At 50.3% G+C, this 16493-nt stretch carries 20 protein-coding genes; 10 read left to right on the forward strand and 10 right to left on the reverse strand.

Going from position 1 to position 16493, the window contains the following annotated elements:
* Nucleotides 1-42: 42 nt before the first annotated feature.
* The 5 genes from DSM107010_RS00230 to DSM107010_RS00250 form a co-directional block, all read right to left on the reverse strand.
* Nucleotides 43-687: a TMEM175 family protein gene (locus DSM107010_RS00230; RefSeq protein ID WP_106167102.1), complete on the reverse strand. Its 645-nt coding sequence runs from the start codon at nt 685-687 to the stop codon at nt 43-45.
* 80 nt (nt 688-767) lie between these two features.
* The gene (locus DSM107010_RS00235) at nt 768-1817 is read right to left on the reverse strand and encodes an NAD(P)-dependent alcohol dehydrogenase (protein ID WP_106167121.1); all 1050 of its coding nucleotides are present in this window, start codon (nt 1815-1817) and stop codon (nt 768-770) included.
* Between the two features lie 233 nt (nt 1818-2050).
* Nucleotides 2051-2836: an SDR family oxidoreductase gene (locus tag DSM107010_RS00240; protein ID WP_106167100.1), complete on the reverse strand. Its 786-nt coding sequence runs from the start codon at nt 2834-2836 to the stop codon at nt 2051-2053.
* A gap of 60 nt (nt 2837-2896) precedes the next feature.
* A complete protein-coding gene (locus DSM107010_RS00245; RefSeq protein ID WP_127022042.1) occupies nt 2897-3868 on the reverse strand; it encodes a quinone oxidoreductase family protein in 972 nt (323 codons plus the stop codon).
* A gap of 43 nt (nt 3869-3911) precedes the next feature.
* A complete protein-coding gene (locus DSM107010_RS00250) occupies nt 3912-5033 on the reverse strand; it encodes an alpha/beta hydrolase (RefSeq protein WP_127022045.1) in 1122 nt (373 codons plus the stop codon).
* A gap of 216 nt (nt 5034-5249) precedes the next feature.
* On the opposite strand from DSM107010_RS00250, the gene DSM107010_RS00255 reads away from it, so the two are divergent.
* A complete protein-coding gene (locus DSM107010_RS00255) occupies nt 5250-6203 on the forward strand; it encodes an AraC family transcriptional regulator (RefSeq protein WP_127022048.1) in 954 nt (317 codons plus the stop codon).
* A 200-nt stretch (nt 6204-6403) separates the two neighbouring features.
* Here DSM107010_RS00255 and DSM107010_RS00260 read toward each other — a convergent pair whose 3' ends face one another.
* Both DSM107010_RS00260 and DSM107010_RS00265 read right to left on the reverse strand, forming a co-directional pair.
* Entirely contained in the window at nt 6404-7078 is a 675-nt protein-coding gene (locus DSM107010_RS00260) for a hypothetical protein (RefSeq protein WP_127022051.1), read from the reverse strand.
* Entirely contained in the window at nt 7065-7625 is a 561-nt protein-coding gene (locus tag DSM107010_RS00265) for a hypothetical protein (protein ID WP_039710331.1), read from the reverse strand. The genes DSM107010_RS00260 and DSM107010_RS00265 overlap by 14 nt, the downstream gene beginning before the upstream one ends.
* A gap of 251 nt (nt 7626-7876) precedes the next feature.
* On the opposite strand from DSM107010_RS00265, the gene DSM107010_RS00270 reads away from it, so the two are divergent.
* Together DSM107010_RS00270 and DSM107010_RS40880 are read left to right on the forward strand one after the other, a co-directional pair.
* Entirely contained in the window at nt 7877-8860 is a 984-nt protein-coding gene (locus DSM107010_RS00270; protein WP_127022054.1) for a tyrosine-type recombinase/integrase, read from the forward strand.
* A 303-nt stretch (nt 8861-9163) separates the two neighbouring features.
* On the forward strand, nt 9164-9316 hold the full coding sequence (locus tag DSM107010_RS40880; RefSeq protein ID WP_206751807.1) for a hypothetical protein: 153 nt from the start codon (nt 9164-9166) through the stop codon (nt 9314-9316).
* Between the two features lie 67 nt (nt 9317-9383).
* Here DSM107010_RS40880 and DSM107010_RS00280 read toward each other — a convergent pair whose 3' ends face one another.
* The 3 genes from DSM107010_RS00280 to DSM107010_RS00295 form a co-directional block, all read right to left on the reverse strand.
* Complete coding sequence (locus tag DSM107010_RS00280; RefSeq protein WP_199755330.1) at nt 9384-10136, reverse strand: Uma2 family endonuclease; 753 nt, start codon at nt 10134-10136, stop codon at nt 9384-9386.
* 531 nt (nt 10137-10667) lie between these two features.
* Nucleotides 10668-11720: a Fic family protein gene (locus DSM107010_RS00290; protein WP_106170510.1), complete on the reverse strand. Its 1053-nt coding sequence runs from the start codon at nt 11718-11720 to the stop codon at nt 10668-10670.
* Between the two features lie 240 nt (nt 11721-11960).
* On the reverse strand, nt 11961-12194 hold the full coding sequence (locus DSM107010_RS00295; RefSeq protein ID WP_106170512.1) for a hypothetical protein: 234 nt from the start codon (nt 12192-12194) through the stop codon (nt 11961-11963).
* Nucleotides 12195-12551: 357 nt separating this feature from the next.
* On the opposite strand from DSM107010_RS00295, the gene DSM107010_RS00300 reads away from it, so the two are divergent.
* From DSM107010_RS00300 to DSM107010_RS00325, 7 genes are all read left to right on the forward strand, one after another.
* Nucleotides 12552-13064, forward strand: coding sequence for a methyltransferase domain-containing protein (locus DSM107010_RS00300; RefSeq protein WP_127022057.1), 513 nt, complete (start codon nt 12552-12554; stop codon nt 13062-13064).
* A gap of 48 nt (nt 13065-13112) precedes the next feature.
* A complete protein-coding gene (locus DSM107010_RS00305; protein ID WP_106170916.1) occupies nt 13113-13643 on the forward strand; it encodes a hypothetical protein in 531 nt (176 codons plus the stop codon).
* A 5-nt stretch (nt 13644-13648) separates the two neighbouring features.
* Nucleotides 13649-14041: a DUF3268 family zinc-finger domain-containing protein gene (locus DSM107010_RS00310; RefSeq protein WP_106170914.1), complete on the forward strand. Its 393-nt coding sequence runs from the start codon at nt 13649-13651 to the stop codon at nt 14039-14041.
* A gap of 90 nt (nt 14042-14131) precedes the next feature.
* Nucleotides 14132-15016 (forward strand): ArdC-like ssDNA-binding domain-containing protein, encoded by an 885-nt coding sequence (locus DSM107010_RS00315; RefSeq protein ID WP_106170911.1) that lies wholly within the window; start codon nt 14132-14134, stop codon nt 15014-15016.
* Nucleotides 15017-15142: 126 nt separating this feature from the next.
* Nucleotides 15143-15373 carry a hypothetical protein gene (locus DSM107010_RS00320; RefSeq protein WP_106170909.1) on the forward strand — a complete coding sequence of 77 codons (231 nt, stop codon included), beginning with the start codon at nt 15143-15145 and terminating at the stop codon, nt 15371-15373.
* Nucleotides 15374-15555: 182 nt separating this feature from the next.
* A complete protein-coding gene (locus tag DSM107010_RS39240; RefSeq protein WP_199755331.1) occupies nt 15556-15729 on the forward strand; it encodes a hypothetical protein in 174 nt (57 codons plus the stop codon).
* 198 nt (nt 15730-15927) lie between these two features.
* Entirely contained in the window at nt 15928-16416 is a 489-nt protein-coding gene (locus DSM107010_RS00325) for a hypothetical protein (RefSeq protein ID WP_127022060.1), read from the forward strand.
* Nucleotides 16417-16493: the final 77 nt, after the last annotated feature.

The following is a 16493-nucleotide window of genomic DNA, read 5'->3' on the forward strand; positions in this document are numbered from 1 at the left end:
CAAAGTATTAAAACTGTTCGTCGTCGATCGCTCCCGTTATTGTCAACCGCCTTCGCTGTGCTCCCTGCTTGTAGTAGGGTCGCCGATGTGGGACGGAGCGCTCTCGTGACCCCAGCGAGGCCAGATATAGAAGAGGCTGAGGAGGATGAAGAGCAGCAGCGCCAGCCAGGGCACGATCAGCGCGACTACGGTAGCGATCGCGTAAGCGATCGGACCAATAAGGAACTGCCGTTCGATCTGCCGTGCCTTGTTCACTGGGAGATGGGGGTCGAGCAGCCGATGCCCGCGAGCCGCGTACCACCACATAGAGGTGACGAAGATACCGATTACAGTGAAGATCCCACCATAGAATGCAGCAGCAACTGGCTCGTCCGTTCCGCGGTGAAACGCTTCGGCGAGTACGGCGGTTGGGAACGGTAGGAATGCAATGAGCATCAGGAGGAGGACGTTAAGTAGCAACAGAGTTCCATTTACGCGGACAATGTGCTGGAACATGCCGTGGTGGTTGATCCAGATTGTGCCGATCCCCACAAAGCTTGCCACGTAGGCGAGGTAGGACGGCCAGAGCTGGAGGAGTTCTGCCCCAAGCGCTGTATCGGGTGGTGGCACTTTGATTTCGAGCACCAGCAGGGTGGTGGCGATCGCGAAAACACCGTCACTGAATGCCTCCAAGCGGGTGGTATTCATGCTCACCTCCTCTGCGAGCAGTCGTTGCTGTTTCCAAGTTTGCGTTTTTGCATTGCGACTCCTTCGAGGTGAAACCTCAATTATTCAGATTTGAGTGATGCCATATCGATCGAGAAGCGGTATTTCACATCGGATTTGAGCAAGCGATCGTAAGCTTCATTGACCTTCTGAATCGGAATGACTTCGACATCGGCAGTAATGTTGTGTTCGCCACAAAAGTCAAGCATTTCCTGGGTTTCAGCAATGCCACCAATGTTCGAGCCAGAGAGACTGTGACGACCCATAATCAGACTGAATGCCGCAATTTCTAAAGGCTTTGGGGGTGCGCCAACCAGGGTGAGGTTGCCGTCAGGACGGAGCAAATTGAGATAGGCGTTAATGTCGTGAGCAGCGGAGACGGTATCGAGGATGAAGTCGAAGCTACCCGTGTGTTTCTGCATCTCGTCCGCATTACGGGAGACAACGACTTCATCCGCACCGAGACGAAGCGCGTCTTCCTTCTTGTCGGGTGATGTGGTGAAGACGACAACATGGGCACCGAGCGCATGGGCAAACTTTACGCCCATGTGTCCCAGTCCACCCAGACCGATCACGCCAACTTTCATGCCCTTCGTCACACCGTGGTGGTGCAGGGGCGAATAGGTGGTGATACCTGCACAAAGCAGCGGCGCGACTCCAGCCAGATCGAGATTCGGGGGGACACGCAGCACGAAGTGTTCGTCAACGACGACGCGATCGGAGTAGCCGCCATAGGTGATTCCTCCAATGTGTTTATCTGGAGAGTTGTAGGTCTGGGTCTGATTGGGGCAGAACTGTTCGAGACCTGCTTTGCACTGGGGGCAAGTGCCGTCTGAGTCCACAAGGCAGCCGACTCCTACGGGATCGCCGGACTTGAACTTTGTGACTGCTGAACCGACTTGAGTGACGCGACCGACGATTTCATGACCAGGGACGATCGGGTATGTCGTGTTGCTCCATTCGTTTCGCACGGCATGGAGATCGGAGTGGCAGATGCCGCAGAAGAGAATTTCGATCTGTACATCAGTTTCGGTCAGATCGCGCCGCTCGATCGTATCGGAAGCCAGGGGTGAGGTTGCACTGGCAGCAGAGTAGGCTTTGGCGTTGGACATGAATAATGCTCCTAAGAATACAAAATCTTTGAGATGCGGTTTGGGTTGCCCCCAATCGTAGAGATTCGGCACTCATCACTTGCTCTATCGGTAGGGATATGAATTTTTGAAGCAGCCAGGTTAGTCTGGCTGCCGTCTAGGTTGTCGATCAATGCAGCAGAACTGGGGCTGACAGAAGCCACATAGCACTGAGTTGCAACTAGCTGCGAACCTTATACTTCTGACTTGAATGCTTATCCTACGCCAATGCCAACGGTCTGTCCGCCATCAACCACCATCGCACTTCCAGTTGCGAAAGCACCCTCAGTCGAACTCAGCCACAAGACCGCTGACGCAATCTCCTCAGGCTTGCCTAAGCGTCCGATCGGCTCTTGAGCAATCATGCTGTCATACCCGTCGGGCGCTCCTGAGGCAACCCGTTGGATCATCGGCGTGTCAATGATTCCTGGACAGATGGCGTTCACGCGAATGTTCGATTTTGCATAGTCGAGCGCAGCACATTTCGTCAGACCGATAACACCAAACTTTGTAGCCGCATAAGCCGCTTGCCCACTAATACCAATCACACCACCACTCGAAGAAGTGTTAACAATCGCACCGCCGCCCTGCTTGAGCATGATGGGCACCAAGTACTTCATGCAAAGAAAAACGCCGCGCAAATTGATGGCAACGATGCGATCCCAGTCGTCTTCCGTGACATCGGCAATGGCACCATACGGCTGCTCTACTCCTGCATTGTTAAAAGCCACATCGATCCGACCAAAGGTGGTAACGGCTTGTTCCACAGCGGCTTTTACATCATCAGCCTTCGCCACATCGCAACTGACGGCTAGGGCTTTACTGCCGTGTTCCTCTATGAGGCGGGCTGTTTCCTGCAAGCCCTTTTCAGCTTTGTCTGCTACGACGACATTTGCGCCTTCTTGTGCAAACGCGATCGCGGTCGCTCGACCGATGCCGCTTGTTGCGCCAGTGACAAAAGCAACTTTTCCGGCAAAACGTTGAGTTTGATTGGATGTCATAAACTTGTCCTCTTGAGGTTAATAAACTGATTCATTGAACTGGGCAGCAATCCCCTTGTCTTACGGTAGAAGCACAGTTGCTCCACTTGTCTGTCGCGCTTCGAGCCTGCGATGCGCCTCCGCTGCCTGGGCTAACGGCAGTCGCGTAGGAGGTGGGATCTTCACAGCGCCACTCACGATCGCGTCGAACAGTTCCTGACTCATCGTGAGAATATCTTCGCGTTGAGCTAAATACATCGTCAGCCCTGGATATGTGGCAAAGAGCGAACCTTTTTCCAGCAGCAGCATGATATCGAACGGCGGGAGCGTTCCCGATGCAGAACCGAAGCTGACGAAGTAGCCGAAGGGTCGGAGGCAATCGAGCGAGCCGGGGAAGGTCGCCTTGCCCACACCGTCATAGACGACGTGGCACCCTTCACCCGCAGTGATCTCCTTCACCCGCACAACAAAATCTTCCTTGGAGTAGTCGATGACGTGATCGCAGTGGTTTTGGTGTGCAATCTCCGCCTTTTCTGGCGAGCCGACCGTACCAATAACGGTCGCGCCAAGATGCTTCGCCCATTGCGTCAGGATGACACCGACACCTCCGGCAGCAGCCTGCACCAGGATCGTCTGACCCGCCTCAACGCGGAATGTCCGGCGCAGCAGGTATTGTGCCGTCAGACCCTTCAGCATCACTGCGGCGGCGGTTTCGTAGTCAATGGTATCGGGCAGATGCACGAGAAAGTGCATAGGAACAACGCACTCCTCCGCATAAGCCCCTAGCGTCTCGACATAAGCCACGCGGTCGCCAGGAGCAAAGCCATTAACACCCTCGCCGATCGCCAGGACTTCGCCAGCACCCTCCTTGCCGGGAATGAATGGCATACACGGCGGCGCAAAGGCACCACTTCGCAAGTAGGTATCGACAAAGTTGACACCGATCGCCCGGTTCCGCACCAGGATCTCGCCAGCGTTAGGTTGGCGGATACTAACATCCTCAAAGATGAGTACATCTGGATCGCCGTGACTATGAATATGGATTGCTTTCATTTCTCGTCCTACGTTTTCGCCTAAATAAAAATTTAGAATGCGTTCATGACTTGGACTGGCTGGCTCTCGTTTCTGGGAGATGCTCTGTGAAGAAGGACTGAAGCTTGTCCCAGGGAATCAGATTTACCTTGTCGTACAGATCTACATGACCCGCACCGGGGACGATGTAGAGTTCCTTGGGTTCTGATGCTTTCTCGAAGGCTTGCTCACTGAAGACGCGGGAATGTGCTTGGTCGCCCATGATAAACAGAACGGGACGCGGGGAGATCCAGTCGAGATGCTCGAATGACCAAAATAGCGACATCGCAGCAGCGCCTGTGAGCGCCATCGCCGTGGTCGATCGCGTATGCTGACCTCTCGGCGTGCGATAGTAGTCGTAGAACTCTCTTTCAACCGCCGATGAACTGTTCGTGAGTACTTCGGGTGTTCCACTAGCCATCGCCCTTTTTGCGCCATCGACCTCAGCCCAGCGTTGTGCCGAAATTTTCTCTAGAGACGTTTTGAGTGCGGCTTTGTCTAGGGTTTCTGCCAATCCCTGCCGTTGTCCTTGACCGATATCGTACATACTGACCGTCGCGATCGCCTTAATGCGGGGATCGATTTCGGCAGCCGCCAATCCAAAGCCACCACCGCCGCAAATGCCGAGGACTCCAATGCGGTTACGATCGATTTGAGGGCGAGTACCCAGGAAGTCCACGGCGGCACTGAAGTCCTCGACGAACGCTTCAGGAGAAGCAGTAAAATGCGGTTGACCGCCGCTCTCGCCGTTATAGGATGCGTCGTGAGCCAGCGTGATGAAGCCACGTTCAGCCATCGTCTGAGCATAAAGACCGGAAGTCTGTTCCTTCACTCCACCGTACGGATGACCGACCACGAGGGCAGGATGCCGACGAGAGCGATCGAGATTCTTCGGCATATATAGATCCGCGACCAAAGTAATTCCCAGACGGTTGGAGAAAGAGACTTTTTGGTGATCCACTCGGTCACTTTTGGGGAAGATCTTGTCCCAAGCTGCGGTTGGTTTTAGGGGTGCTTCCTGCCCGAAAGTTGGGGTATTGAAGTTGGGCATCACACCCACAGATGCAGCGGTCACGCCGACTAACAAGATGTTCCGCCGACTGATGCCCAAGTTGGTTCGCTTAGTTATGTTATTGATTTGTTTCATTCGGAAGTTAATCACTGTTCGGGTGTTGGTCGTAAAGCTTATCTCTTGTGCGCTCGAAGTACTTTGAGCAGCCGCTAGAGACTTCCTCTGACACCATCTATCCTATACACTGGGGAACGAAGAGCGATATGACGATCCTGCAACTCGTTTGAACGATTCTCCAAAGTTTTGGAAATAAATGACCAACAGACGTGTGCAGGAGTTAAACTGGATCTCATGAACCAGAAACATATAGAACGCGAAAAAGAAAGAGAACGCGAGACGCAAAGGGAACAGAGCAACCGCGAAGAACTGGTGGAGCGGATCGCACGAGCCATTTCCGAAGATGGGATAGTTGAGCCAATCAAGGGGCTTCGCCTTGCTCGTTTCTCTCAACCTGGGGAGCCGTTGTATGGCGTGTCGGAATCTATCTTCTGCATCACCGCCCAAGGCAGCAAAGAAGTGTTTCTCGGCGAGTATCGTTACCAATACGACCCCTACAATTACCTCCTCTCGACAGCAGAACTTCCCATCGTGAGCCGGATTCTGGCACCCTCTAAGGAGCAGCCGTATCTAGGGGTCTACATAATCATCGACCCTGCGGTAGTTGCGTCGGTCATGGTAGAGATGGGTCAACTTCCGCCGCGCAGTCAGTCGCCAGTGCGAGCCATCGAAGTCAGTCCACTGGATGCCACCCTGCTAGAGGTCGTGGTGAGGCTGTCTCGCTTGCTCGATTCTCCGGACGATGCACGGCTTCTCTTGCCAATGATCTCGCGTGAAATCATCTATCGGCTTTTATCCAGCGAACAAGGGCACCGACTCCGTCAGATGACGGTGCTAGGAGGGCATACCCATCGCATTTCTCAAGCTGTGGAGAAGATTTGCCGTGAGTTCAACAAGCCGATGCACGTTGAGGAGTTGGCGCGGAGAATCGGCATGAGCGTGTCGGGCTTCCACCATCACTTCAAGCAAGTCACTGCCATGAGTCCGTTGCAGTTCCAGAAACAGTTGCGGCTTCAGGAAGCACGGCGCTTATTGATCGGTGAGGCTTTGGACGCGACGACTGCGGGCTTTCGCGTTGGATATGATGACACCTCACACTTCAACCGCGATTACAAGCGCCTCTTCGGTGTGCCGCCGATGCGGGACGTGGAACGACTTCGGGAGTTGGCTAGGGAGACTGATAGTTGAATTACGATCGCATCAATATCTATGGGCGCTATCACCTCAACCGAGAGCGGGTTGAACAGAAACAGCAACCCCAAGAGCTACGCTAGGCTGGGTTCGGGTCTTAACGACCAAATTTTTTCCTTTGCTAAAACCAATCCTAATCGCTAGGTGAAGTTACATCAGCCAAAACAGCCTGAGAGTGGAGGAATTTTATGCTGACATTATCGCAAAACCCAAATATGCTTGGTTTGGTAAAATTCTCCACGTTGTTCGAGCACGAATCCATTCAGCAGTAACCCTAGCCAGATATGCACCAGCGGCATTTCTAACGATTGCACAAGCTTTAGCAATGGTACTGCCCGATCGTGCTGATTCAACCACGTCGAGATCGCTGCCCCGCACTGGGAAACATCCTCTTCGTGCGAGATGGCGATCGCTTGCTGATATGCCACTTCTGAGTCAATTAATTCTGTCAAAGCCAGCGCATCGATTAAGGCGTGTCGCTCGACTGGAGCAACAATTGAGCGAATACCGTCAACGTCACTTAATTGGGGTGCCTTACGCGGTAAATTACTTAGTGGCTCGATGTACTGCTCGAAGTCAATTTGCATTGTTTGCCGCACGTAGCGATCAAAGGCATCTGATGGCATGACTGGACCATCATAGCTCGTCGTGGCTTGGATCTCTTCAAACGCTCGGAGCGATCGCGCTTCAAACACATCAGTAATCCGTACTATTGCCTCGCCTGCTACCTGCAATTGGCTAGAGCAATCGAGTGGCACGATCGCTGCTTCCACTTCTTGCCACAGCGAAGCTAAATCCGCGTCTTCAGGCTCAGTCATCGCTGCTTGGAGCGCATCCCAGAGCGGGAGATCCAGCCATTCAACCTGCTGCATGGATCGCATCCTGATGGTGAATGCAAGGACGAATCGGACACAGTTGCGGGTCAAGCCGCTCAAGAGATGCAAACTTGCGAATGCCGTATTTGTTTTCTAATAGTTCCAGCAGCTTCTTCACGTATCGATGAATTTGACTCGGCACCATCCCAACGCAGTGAATCGGCGGCACGAGAGCAACCATTATCTGCCCCTGCCACACCTGCGCGGAAATGGCATGAACGACCGATTCCGCCGCCGATTCACGATACACGACTAACACCGCGTAGTACAACTCCTGGAAAGTCTCAATCTCAGGAGGTAGCAGTTCGATGACAACCTCCTGGCGCTGGCGGTTGCGTTGTTGGTTTTTCCGATCCCGATGTCGGGCATACGATCGACGACTGTAGCACACCTTGGGATTCCAGCAACCGTCGCCCTGAGTGCCATGCAATACTTGCGCTTGCGCTGCATCGAGCATGGCGCATTTTTGGCATTTGAGGGGAACCGACCGAGCGCGGGTCGATTTGGAGTCGGCATCCGATTGAGTTTTTTGAGATTTTGCCATGCGAACGAGCTTCAAGATCTGTGAAAGTCAGACTACATCAGGCATTTACATTTTTTCTGCTTTTATTTTACTGCTAATGTCAACTTTGTCTGAGATGATTCTGATTTCAGATAAGAACAATTATCCGGAATATAGAATGTAGGGTAAAATGGCGATCGAGCGGGTAGGCTGCATCTTGAAACCACCCCTAGCTCAATTCGTCGGCAGTCCCCCAGCATGCAATATGAAGTTAGTTCCTCTGGAGTTTCCCCATGCCCTCAAAATCTGTACCTGACCCGATTTTAATCCCGATCGAGCGGGTAACCGCGCCTGTTTTGAGTGAGCCAACGGATTTGCGCCAAACGAGGATTGACGAGTTTTTGCTTGCGCGATCGCTCTCCCCCAATAGCCAAAAAGCCTATCGGCAGGATCTAAATCATTTCTTACGCTGGACCCAGACGAGTTGGACAGCCGTTACTCCTCGGCAAGTCGCGCAGTTCAAGGGGTATCTCCTGCGAAAAGACCTAGAGACTAGAAAACGGGTGTTGGCAGATAGCTCAGTGTGCCGCATTCTAGGAACGCTCAAGAATTTTTATGGCTGGTTACTGAAGACGCGGTATGTGACGGAAGATCCAACGGTCAGTATCGAGCTACCGAAGCTGAGTGAGCCAGATGCCCAGAATTTACCGAGCGAGCAAGTAGAGCAAATTTTAACTGCCGCGATCGCCACTTCACTCCCCGAACGCAATCTCGCACTCGTCTCAGTCTTGCTGCATGGATTACGGGCATCGGAAGCCGTCAACCTAAATCTTGAGGATTACGACGGGCAAAGGTTGTTCATTCGCCAAGCTAAGGCAGATAGCAAAGGAATTGTGCCGCTCGCACCCCAAACGCGCTCCCGACTGAATGCTTATTTGACATGGCGGCAACAGCAGGGACACGCGATCGAGCCGACGAGTCCCTTATTTGTGTCCGAGTCCCGCCGGAATTGGGGCAAGCGCTTGAGCTATGACGGCATTCGGAAGGTGGTGGAAACGATCGAGCAACAGACCGGATTATCAATTCACGCCCACCAGTTCCGGCATACGTTTGCCACAAACCTGGTGTTGCAGGGGATGAATCCGTATCATGTGATGACTTTGACCCGCCATCGCTCCACGGCAAGTTTTCGGCGTTACACGAAAGCTGCCGACCAAGTGGCAGCAGAAACTGCATTTTATGAGACAGTTGAGCCGAACAACTCAATGTCCATCTAGCTGAATCGATCCGCATGGGGAGCAATTTTAGGAATGGGGGGCGATCGTCAGCGGAGCTTCAAGGATGACCCTTGGCAAGATAGGGATAGAGTTCGGTCGATATAGATCTGGATCTCAATTGATTTCGATCTCATCTTGCAAAACGATTGCCACATCTAGGGGTTAGGCATTATACCATCACGCTCGCGCTCGGTTCATTTTTTTAGAACCCTTACAGAATAAGCGTTTCAGAAATTGAGGCTCGATATAGATTCGGATCTCAATTTAAATCGATCTCTACAGACGAATTTAGTCCTCGATGGGATGAATCCGTACCATGTCATGACCCTGACTCGACACAAGTCGGTGCAGAGCTTTCGTCGCTACACTCAGGCAGCAGATCGACAAGCGGCAGAAGCAGCATTTTATGAAACTAAGCGACGCAAACGAAAAATGGCTGACGAAATGGAGCCATAACCGATTCACCGCCCAACGAATATGAAGGACACAGAGGAGATAGAGTTAGATCGATTAGTGCTTAAATTTATTCGCCATCGGGTGCATCTGGGTCAATTCCCATTGCCCGCAAGCGCTCGGCTAACCGTTCGGCTCTTGCTTGTGCTTGTTCTGTTGCAGTAGGAATCCAGTTACCTTGAGCATCATACCAACGCAGCCATTGTCGCTCGATCCCCTGATAAGTTCCCTGCCAAAGTCCCAGACCTAAATTCAAGCCAGGTAAAAAGAAGCGCGATCGTTCGAGTATTTCTTCCTGGTATTGTCCGGCTATCAGAGTAAAAGCTCGCAGGCGATCGCTATAACGGTCAAACACGGCATAATAAGGAACGCGCAAAATCTGCTCGTAGACTTCCCACTTCGTCGGTGGCTGACTCACTTCTCTTTGCGTCCGACCTAAATCTTCTCTTTCCGTGCCTGGAGATAACAGTTCGACGACAACAGCAGGAGCTACGCCTTCCTGCCACATGACATAGCTCATGCGTAAATCCCTTCCCTCGTACAACCGCTCCACCCCCAAGACGGCAAACCAGTCGGGACGCTTGTACCAAAGTGGATGGCGCACGTCGTAATAGAGATTCAGGTCGCTGGCGACAAATATCTGCTCTGGCAAATAGTCGGGAGGAGAGAATGTTTCGCGCAGCAGTTGGGGTTGAAAATCGTGAAACTCGTCGGGCAATCCTGGCTCCTGGGGGTCTTCACTCGGTAAATCGTACATCGTCGGCAGCGTCTCTTTAGGAGAACGGGGCGGATCGGTCTGCTCGATTGAAACACGATTCAACATAGATAGATGCCAACCAATTTAACGCTCGTAGATCGATCGCCGTAGCGATTCTTAAATTTTACAGTACAAAGGTTTTTCGACTGTTGTAACTGGTTTATTTATACATATTGTCTTAGGACAGATAAGGATACTTATCACGTAATGACGCTGACTCGGCATAAGTCAATACAAAGTTTCAAACGGTATACCAAACGAGCCGACCAAATCGCAGCCGAAAAAGCTTTCTATCAAGCAGTCAGTGAAAGCGAGCCTGAAAAGGCTTGAATTTGAGACTGGACTTATGACTGGAGTTATAGATTTAATTCTAGCGAGTCGAGCGAAATGGTTTTGGCTCTCGATCTAGATCGGTATCATCACCTCAAACCGAGATGGTGAAAAGGTTGAGAAGAATTTGCCCTGTAGCTCCGGCTTGGGGCAGCAATTTCAAACTCCTACTGTGCAAGACTTGTACATTTCTTAGATCGATTTGGTTTCGGGTCTCGATCCATTTCAATTTCTACAACGGGCTGATCGCTTTCTCTAGCACTACGTCTATCGAGCAGGTGGTGGACTATACCAGCTTCCTCTGCCCTGCCCCTGACGCTGAAGCAGACCGCGCTTGACCAGCTCCAAGAGGCGCGTCTTGACTGTCGGTCGCGGTGCGCCAACTAGTTTCTGGGCTTCACCCGTGGTGATGCGACCGTTTCGCCGCGCCGCTTCTAGAATGGCGATCGCGTCTGGGTGCAGCCCTTCGGCTTGCGGCTCGCGTGCGATCTTCGTCGCCAATCGATCTTTCTGACTCTTCAGCGATCGCAAGAAAAACCTCAGCCACGGCTCGAAATCGGGTGACTCGCTATCGAGCGTTCCTTGCGTCCGTCGCAGTGCTAGATAATAGCCTTCCTTGTTCGCCTCAATGACCCTTTCCAGCGAGCTATAAGGCACGTAGGAGTAGCCTGCTTTCAGCAGTAAGAGCGTGCTCAACACTCGCGAAAGCCGCCCATTTCCATCTTGGAATGGATGGATTGCCAGAAAGACGACGACGAACAGCCCGATGACAATGAGCGGATGCCAAGCTCCATCTGCCACCGCCTCGCGAGTCCAGGCAACCAGCTCTTGCATCTTGAAGGGCGTATCGAAGGGCGATGCTGTGGCGAAGATGACACCGATACTCTTCCCATCTGCGTCGAAAGCTTCGACATTGTTCGGCAGCTTCTTGTATTCGCCGCGATGTCGTTCGTCCTTGGTTGAATGACGCAACAGCATCGCGTGCAGTTGCTTGATGTAGTTCTCTGTCAGCCCGATAGCGGTGTAGGAATCGAATACCGCATCCATCACCTGGGCATAACCCGCGACTTCCTGTTCGTCGCGCGAAACGAAATCCTGCCGTTCCAAGCGACCGAGCAGCTCTTCTACTTCCCTGTCGCTCAGCTTCGCCCCCTCAATGCGGGTCGAGGAGCCGATACTTTCGATCGTGGCGACGCGCTTCAACACGGCTAGCCGCTCTGGAGCGAGTGTCGTCAAAGTCCGCCACGTCCCCTTGAATTCATCAATTTCGGCAATCAGCCGCAGGATCTCCGGTGTGATCCTCAGCGCCCCAATCTTCATGCTATATCCATTTCTCTATCCATTTATATCCACATATATCCATTTATATCCATTTTCTGCAAGTTCTGCTACGCGGCAAGGGTGAGCTTGAGCCTTCAAACTCTTCACACTAGCAGCAACTAGCCTTTCACGCGCTCGCAAGCTCTGCTTGTTGAGCTAGGGCAAATCCTCCTGGATTTCCTGTTGCCTGTCGCCGCTCCGCGTTGTCGATCGCTCTGTGTCGATCGAGGCGATTTGTGCTTATTCGCCATAAATCTCTTGCAACACCTGTGCCAATCCAGAATCTAACTCTTGCAACGCTTCATCTAAACTGCCATAGCTGTCTTTACCTTGCCACAGCATCCCACCACTATCTAAAGCGCGGATAAACGAATTTAAGGGACTGTCTAGAGCGCAGCCAATCTCAATCCAGCCTTCACGATCGTTCACCCAGCGAGCAATATTTGGGTAAATATCCTCAATTGAGTTTGCCATTATTACCTGTTAAGTTTATCCTTCATGTGGCTTTTGCACTTACAAATATTATTTTCTACACGATTGAAATCGTCATCCGCCAGCGCGATGGTCGCGAAGCGAACCGCCTTCGGCATCGCATACGACTCTCACCACAGCTAGGATCTGCTTCTCTTCTGGCGTAACTAAAACGACGAGGGTAAAGCGCGATCGCGCGTTAGATGTCTAATTCCTGCTTGAACGGCATTTTGGCACTGCAAGTATTACCGCGTCCGCTCTAGAAATAAGCAGCAAAGCGAGCGCTGCACCTCAATCCAGCACAACGGCAAACGCCTAGCGGCGGACTTCATGGGAGTAAGGCTGGTGAAATTATGACAGATGACATATCCTATTTGGCTCGACTACAAAACGTGGTCTACGCCACGCTGGAAGTGCTCGATTGCTCGGCGCGGTCTATCCATGCCGATGAAGGTCGCCGTAAAATACGGAGTAGTGAAACCATCGAGCCTGCTTCTGGACTTTGGATGCGGTAGAGGAGAAGATCTAGAGCACCTTCAGAAACTAGACATTTCTTGCGTCGGTTTCGATCCCTACTGGAAAAATGATTTGGCTCTATTGCAGCCTACTGACTGTATCAGTTGTATCTACGTCATTAACACAATTGAGTCCGCAATAGAAAGAACCGAAGTCCTTCAATACTGCTGGGAATTGACGAGGCGATCGCTTGTTGTTGCCGTCAGAACTGATGGCAAAGGCGAAGGATTGTCACGATTAGGCACGTATCAAAAGTATTACTCGCAAGCAGAATTTAGCAGCTTCATTGCTCAAAGCCTGGGAGTAGTAAGAGTTGAATTTCCCAAATCAGGGATTGCATTCATTCACAAAAAATAACTAGGACGCTTACCTGCCTTTATCACCATTTTTGGAATAAATAACACAATGCATAAGTTCGAGAACAATTTGCTAGAAGTCAGGAATCTCTTCTCGCAAAAGTCTGAATGGACATCTAAATTTTATCGCCACCAAACAAACAAAGTTTTATTAACAAGAACTGATGGTTTAGAACTCTATTTAACTGTAGAGAATAAGCGATTGATTGCTCAAATCCACGACTTAAATATTCGGATGGGCATCAGTCTAAGTAAATCGTCTAAAGTCATTTTTACTGAAATTGGGAGGCAATTGATAGCTCCAGCAGAAATTGAATGGCAGCAATTACTTGAAAAGCGTGCTGCCAAAGAGCAAGCGGAAAAGGAACGTCAAGAAGCTCTGAAGAAACTACTAGTAGCTTGCAGGGCAGATTATTACCTAAATAAAAATTTAAATGATTGCTATACGTTTAGACAAATTACTCAAAAAGGTAGCATTCAATGTCAAGTTGACAGCGCCGAATCTGTAACTATGAAGTTGCAGTTTATTCATTCAAACACTGCCTTGCAAATCGTTCAACTGATGACAGAAGAACGATAAAAGTAATGAAACAGCTCTTCTCCTCAATGACCTGCTGCCCCTATTGCGGCAGTCCAATAACTCTTGCCAGTGCAGAAAACATTTACGGTAGAAAGGGTTTTGGTAGAGTTTGGATCTGTACCAAATATCCTGACTGCGATGCCTATGTGGGCGCACATCAAAACGGCTCTCCCAAAGGAAGTTTAGCCAATAGACAATTGCGGGAATGGCGGCAGGCTGCTCATGCTGCCTTCGACCCCGTGTGGCAATCCGGCAAGATGACTCGCAATGCAGCATACAAATGGTTGTCGCAACAACTTGGAATTTCTAAATCGCAAACTCACATCGCCATGTTCGATCTCGATCGCTGTCGGGCGGTTGTGGAGTTAATGCAGAGCTACGAAAAGAACGAGCTTTAACAACAGATGCGCTACAGCCACACTCTCCTCAACCCCTAAAATCCTGGAACGATCCAGGGGTTTTATTTTGTCACCAACTAACTTGCAACTATGACAACCACAAACAAATCTCGCCGACTCAAAACTGACATAGAACTTGCTCAAGAAAAACGCGAAGCGGCAATGGCGAAACTCGAACAGGGCATTCAATCTCTGCTTGACTCCGGTCGTTGGCAGCAATGGCTAACAATGATGAGTCGATTGAAGAGCCTTTCTATGAACCGCTATAGCTGGCAGAATTGCCTACTCGTTCTCATGCAAAATCCAGATGCAACAGTTGTTGCAGGCTATCGCGACTGGCAAAAAGCAGGTAGGCAAGTTCGTAAGGGAGAAAAGGGCATCGCCATCCGCGCCCCCTTTACAAAGAAAACCGGAGAATTGGATGAGGAAGGTAAGGAAAAGAAAACTACTTATTTCAACTTGGTGACGGTATTCGATCTCTCGCAGACCGATGGCGAAGAGCTACCCGAACTGGTTTCTCCCCTTCACGGCGACGATGCCGGACTGTACGCTGCTCTGACCCGAGCCTGCTCGAAGCGCCAAATTCCCGTGTTTGAGGAGTCAATGGACTTCCGCAACGGTTACTGCAAGTTCGATCGCATTGGCGAGCGCGTCGAAAAAATTGTCATTAGTAAGAACTTAGAGCCATTACACAAAGCTAAAACTCTTGCTCACGAACTATTCCATGCTTTAGCTCATAAAGGAGAAGACTACGCCCAGCACAGAGAATTGATGGAAATAGAAGCAGAAAGTGGAGCATTTCTTGTGTTGAACTACTTTGGTTTGGACAGTAGCGATTTCTCTATTGGCTACGTTACGGGTTGGGGTAATGGCGTAGATGCAATCGCGCGACTGAAAGAATCTGCCACTTGCATCCAGATCAACAGCGATCGAATCATTAACATGATTGAGGAGCAAAGATCGCTAGTAATCTAATTAGGTTTTCTCAGCTCTTGCCACACAGTTCGAGGTAATTTGAGTCTTGATTCTCTAGTTTTCAAGTCAAAAGCAAGATGCAAGAGCTGAGCTTTTCAACATAATTTTATAGAAAAAAATACAATAATGAACATTTCGAGCCAGCCTCACATTGAAATTTGGTTTGATAGTATAGAATACGGTTATCGCATAGACCTACAAGACGAATCTATGTGCGAAATTTTAGAAACACAGTTAGTCACGGAGGGTAGTTCCACAACGTATGCTAATGCAGTTTCTACAGCACTTTCAGTCATTAAAAGTTACGCAATCAAGTTGAAAGTAAGAGCAGGCAAACTCAGTCGAGAAAATTATTAGCTTATGAAAATTCACAGATAATGGTGCTACCAAATTGCCTGGAACGTAAACTGCACAATGGTTTAATATCAGGAGATTGCGTTACTCCTGTTGAGAGCTAGTGTGAGTTAAGTTAACTGTAGACTCCCGCCCCTTGGATTATACCTCCTTCAGAAAGTGCTTTGCACCAACAGTAGCAAATAATGCCTATTAAAGGAGGCAATATGAATCAAAATGACTTTCAAACATTAACTCAATTGCTTGAAAAAAGAATTGAAATTCAAAAGGAAATTCATCAGTCGCAACAACGGCAACTCCGTACTCTAGGACACTTAAAAGTTGTTCGAGAATTCTCCCGATCTATCGATCTCTTTTAAACTTAAACCAACACTAATTCTTCTAGAGCAACTAGAAGAATTAATTTTTTACTGCTGACGATCGCAGCTTTCTCCTAAAAAACGGCTTCGCCGAACCAGAGGAAGAGCGACAAGGGAACCGCCACATGCCCCGATCTCACTTTCATCTATCTCTGGCGGATCGCTACACCAGCCGCCAGCTCAATTTAGGAGAATCCAATGTTACAGAATTTTTTCACCATTGTCATCGAACTCACCATCATTGCTTTTGCTATTGTCATGGCAATTGACTTCGCCGTTGGAGCGGTGGAGTTATTCAAGTCGATTTTCCAGCAATCAACTGCTCCTAGCATACAACAACAACTCGTGCAGTCTCCCTCACGGAAGATCGCGATCGCACCAGGAGCGTTCCTACAGCTAAACGCAGAGCCGATAGAAGATCCATGGCTGGCAGATTCCGCAGTCATAGCAACGATAGCAGCGAGTGCCGTCATACCTTCTCCCCAGATTTTGCTACTGCCAGGAGCGCGTCAGCCGATGCTAGATATGCTTGACCTGGCAACGCTCAAGCTCTATAAGCTACATAATTACAGCGTTGTTAAAGTAGCAGACATACCGATTGAGATTCCTGCCCAAATCAAACGCTACAAACTGCACAAGCGCGATGTGGTGCGGCTGATTGACCTAGAAAAACTGCTGGCTACCTAATACTAATGCCTATCTCGGAGGGCATCGTTTAATCCGAGCGCCAAGAAAAGTTGCAACGTCACAATCCCCTGGTAGCA

The organism is Chroococcidiopsis cubana SAG 39.79 (assembly GCF_003991895.1).
Lineage (GTDB): Bacteria > Cyanobacteriota > Cyanobacteriia > Cyanobacteriales > Chroococcidiopsidaceae > Chroococcidiopsis > Chroococcidiopsis thermalis.

Coding starts and splice junctions, on each gene's coding strand:
- DSM107010_RS00280 (WP_199755330.1), bottom strand. CDS start 10,136: ATGTTGAATCGTGTTTCAATCGAGCAGACCGATCCGCCCCGTTCTCCT.
- DSM107010_RS40880 (WP_206751807.1), top strand. CDS start 9,164: ATGAATCCGTACCATGTCATGACCCTGACTCGACACAAGTCGGTGCAG.
- DSM107010_RS00235 (WP_106167121.1), bottom strand. CDS start 1,817: ATGTCCAACGCCAAAGCCTACTCTGCTGCCAGTGCAACCTCACCCCTG.
- DSM107010_RS00265 (WP_039710331.1), bottom strand. CDS start 7,625: ATGGCAAAATCTCAAAAAACTCAATCGGATGCCGACTCCAAATCGACC.
- DSM107010_RS00315 (WP_106170911.1), top strand. CDS start 14,132: ATGACAACCACAAACAAATCTCGCCGACTCAAAACTGACATAGAACTT.
- DSM107010_RS00270 (WP_127022054.1), top strand. CDS start 7,877: ATGCCCTCAAAATCTGTACCTGACCCGATTTTAATCCCGATCGAGCGG.
- DSM107010_RS00310 (WP_106170914.1), top strand. CDS start 13,649: ATGAAACAGCTCTTCTCCTCAATGACCTGCTGCCCCTATTGCGGCAGT.
- DSM107010_RS00295 (WP_106170512.1), bottom strand. CDS start 12,194: ATGGCAAACTCAATTGAGGATATTTACCCAAATATTGCTCGCTGGGTG.
- DSM107010_RS00300 (WP_127022057.1), top strand. CDS start 12,552: ATGACATATCCTATTTGGCTCGACTACAAAACGTGGTCTACGCCACGC.
- DSM107010_RS00260 (WP_127022051.1), bottom strand. CDS start 7,078: ATGCAGCAGGTTGAATGGCTGGATCTCCCGCTCTGGGATGCGCTCCAA.
- DSM107010_RS00250 (WP_127022045.1), bottom strand. CDS start 5,033: ATGAAACAAATCAATAACATAACTAAGCGAACCAACTTGGGCATCAGT.
- DSM107010_RS00255 (WP_127022048.1), top strand. CDS start 5,250: ATGAACCAGAAACATATAGAACGCGAAAAAGAAAGAGAACGCGAGACG.
- DSM107010_RS00290 (WP_106170510.1), bottom strand. CDS start 11,720: ATGAAGATTGGGGCGCTGAGGATCACACCGGAGATCCTGCGGCTGATT.
- DSM107010_RS00240 (WP_106167100.1), bottom strand. CDS start 2,836: ATGACATCCAATCAAACTCAACGTTTTGCCGGAAAAGTTGCTTTTGTC.
- DSM107010_RS00230 (WP_106167102.1), bottom strand. CDS start 687: ATGAATACCACCCGCTTGGAGGCATTCAGTGACGGTGTTTTCGCGATC.
- DSM107010_RS00320 (WP_106170909.1), top strand. CDS start 15,143: ATGAACATTTCGAGCCAGCCTCACATTGAAATTTGGTTTGATAGTATA.
- DSM107010_RS00305 (WP_106170916.1), top strand. CDS start 13,113: ATGCATAAGTTCGAGAACAATTTGCTAGAAGTCAGGAATCTCTTCTCG.
- DSM107010_RS00245 (WP_127022042.1), bottom strand. CDS start 3,868: ATGAAAGCAATCCATATTCATAGTCACGGCGATCCAGATGTACTCATC.
- DSM107010_RS39240 (WP_199755331.1), top strand. CDS start 15,556: ATGCCTATTAAAGGAGGCAATATGAATCAAAATGACTTTCAAACATTA.
- DSM107010_RS00325 (WP_127022060.1), top strand. CDS start 15,928: ATGTTACAGAATTTTTTCACCATTGTCATCGAACTCACCATCATTGCT.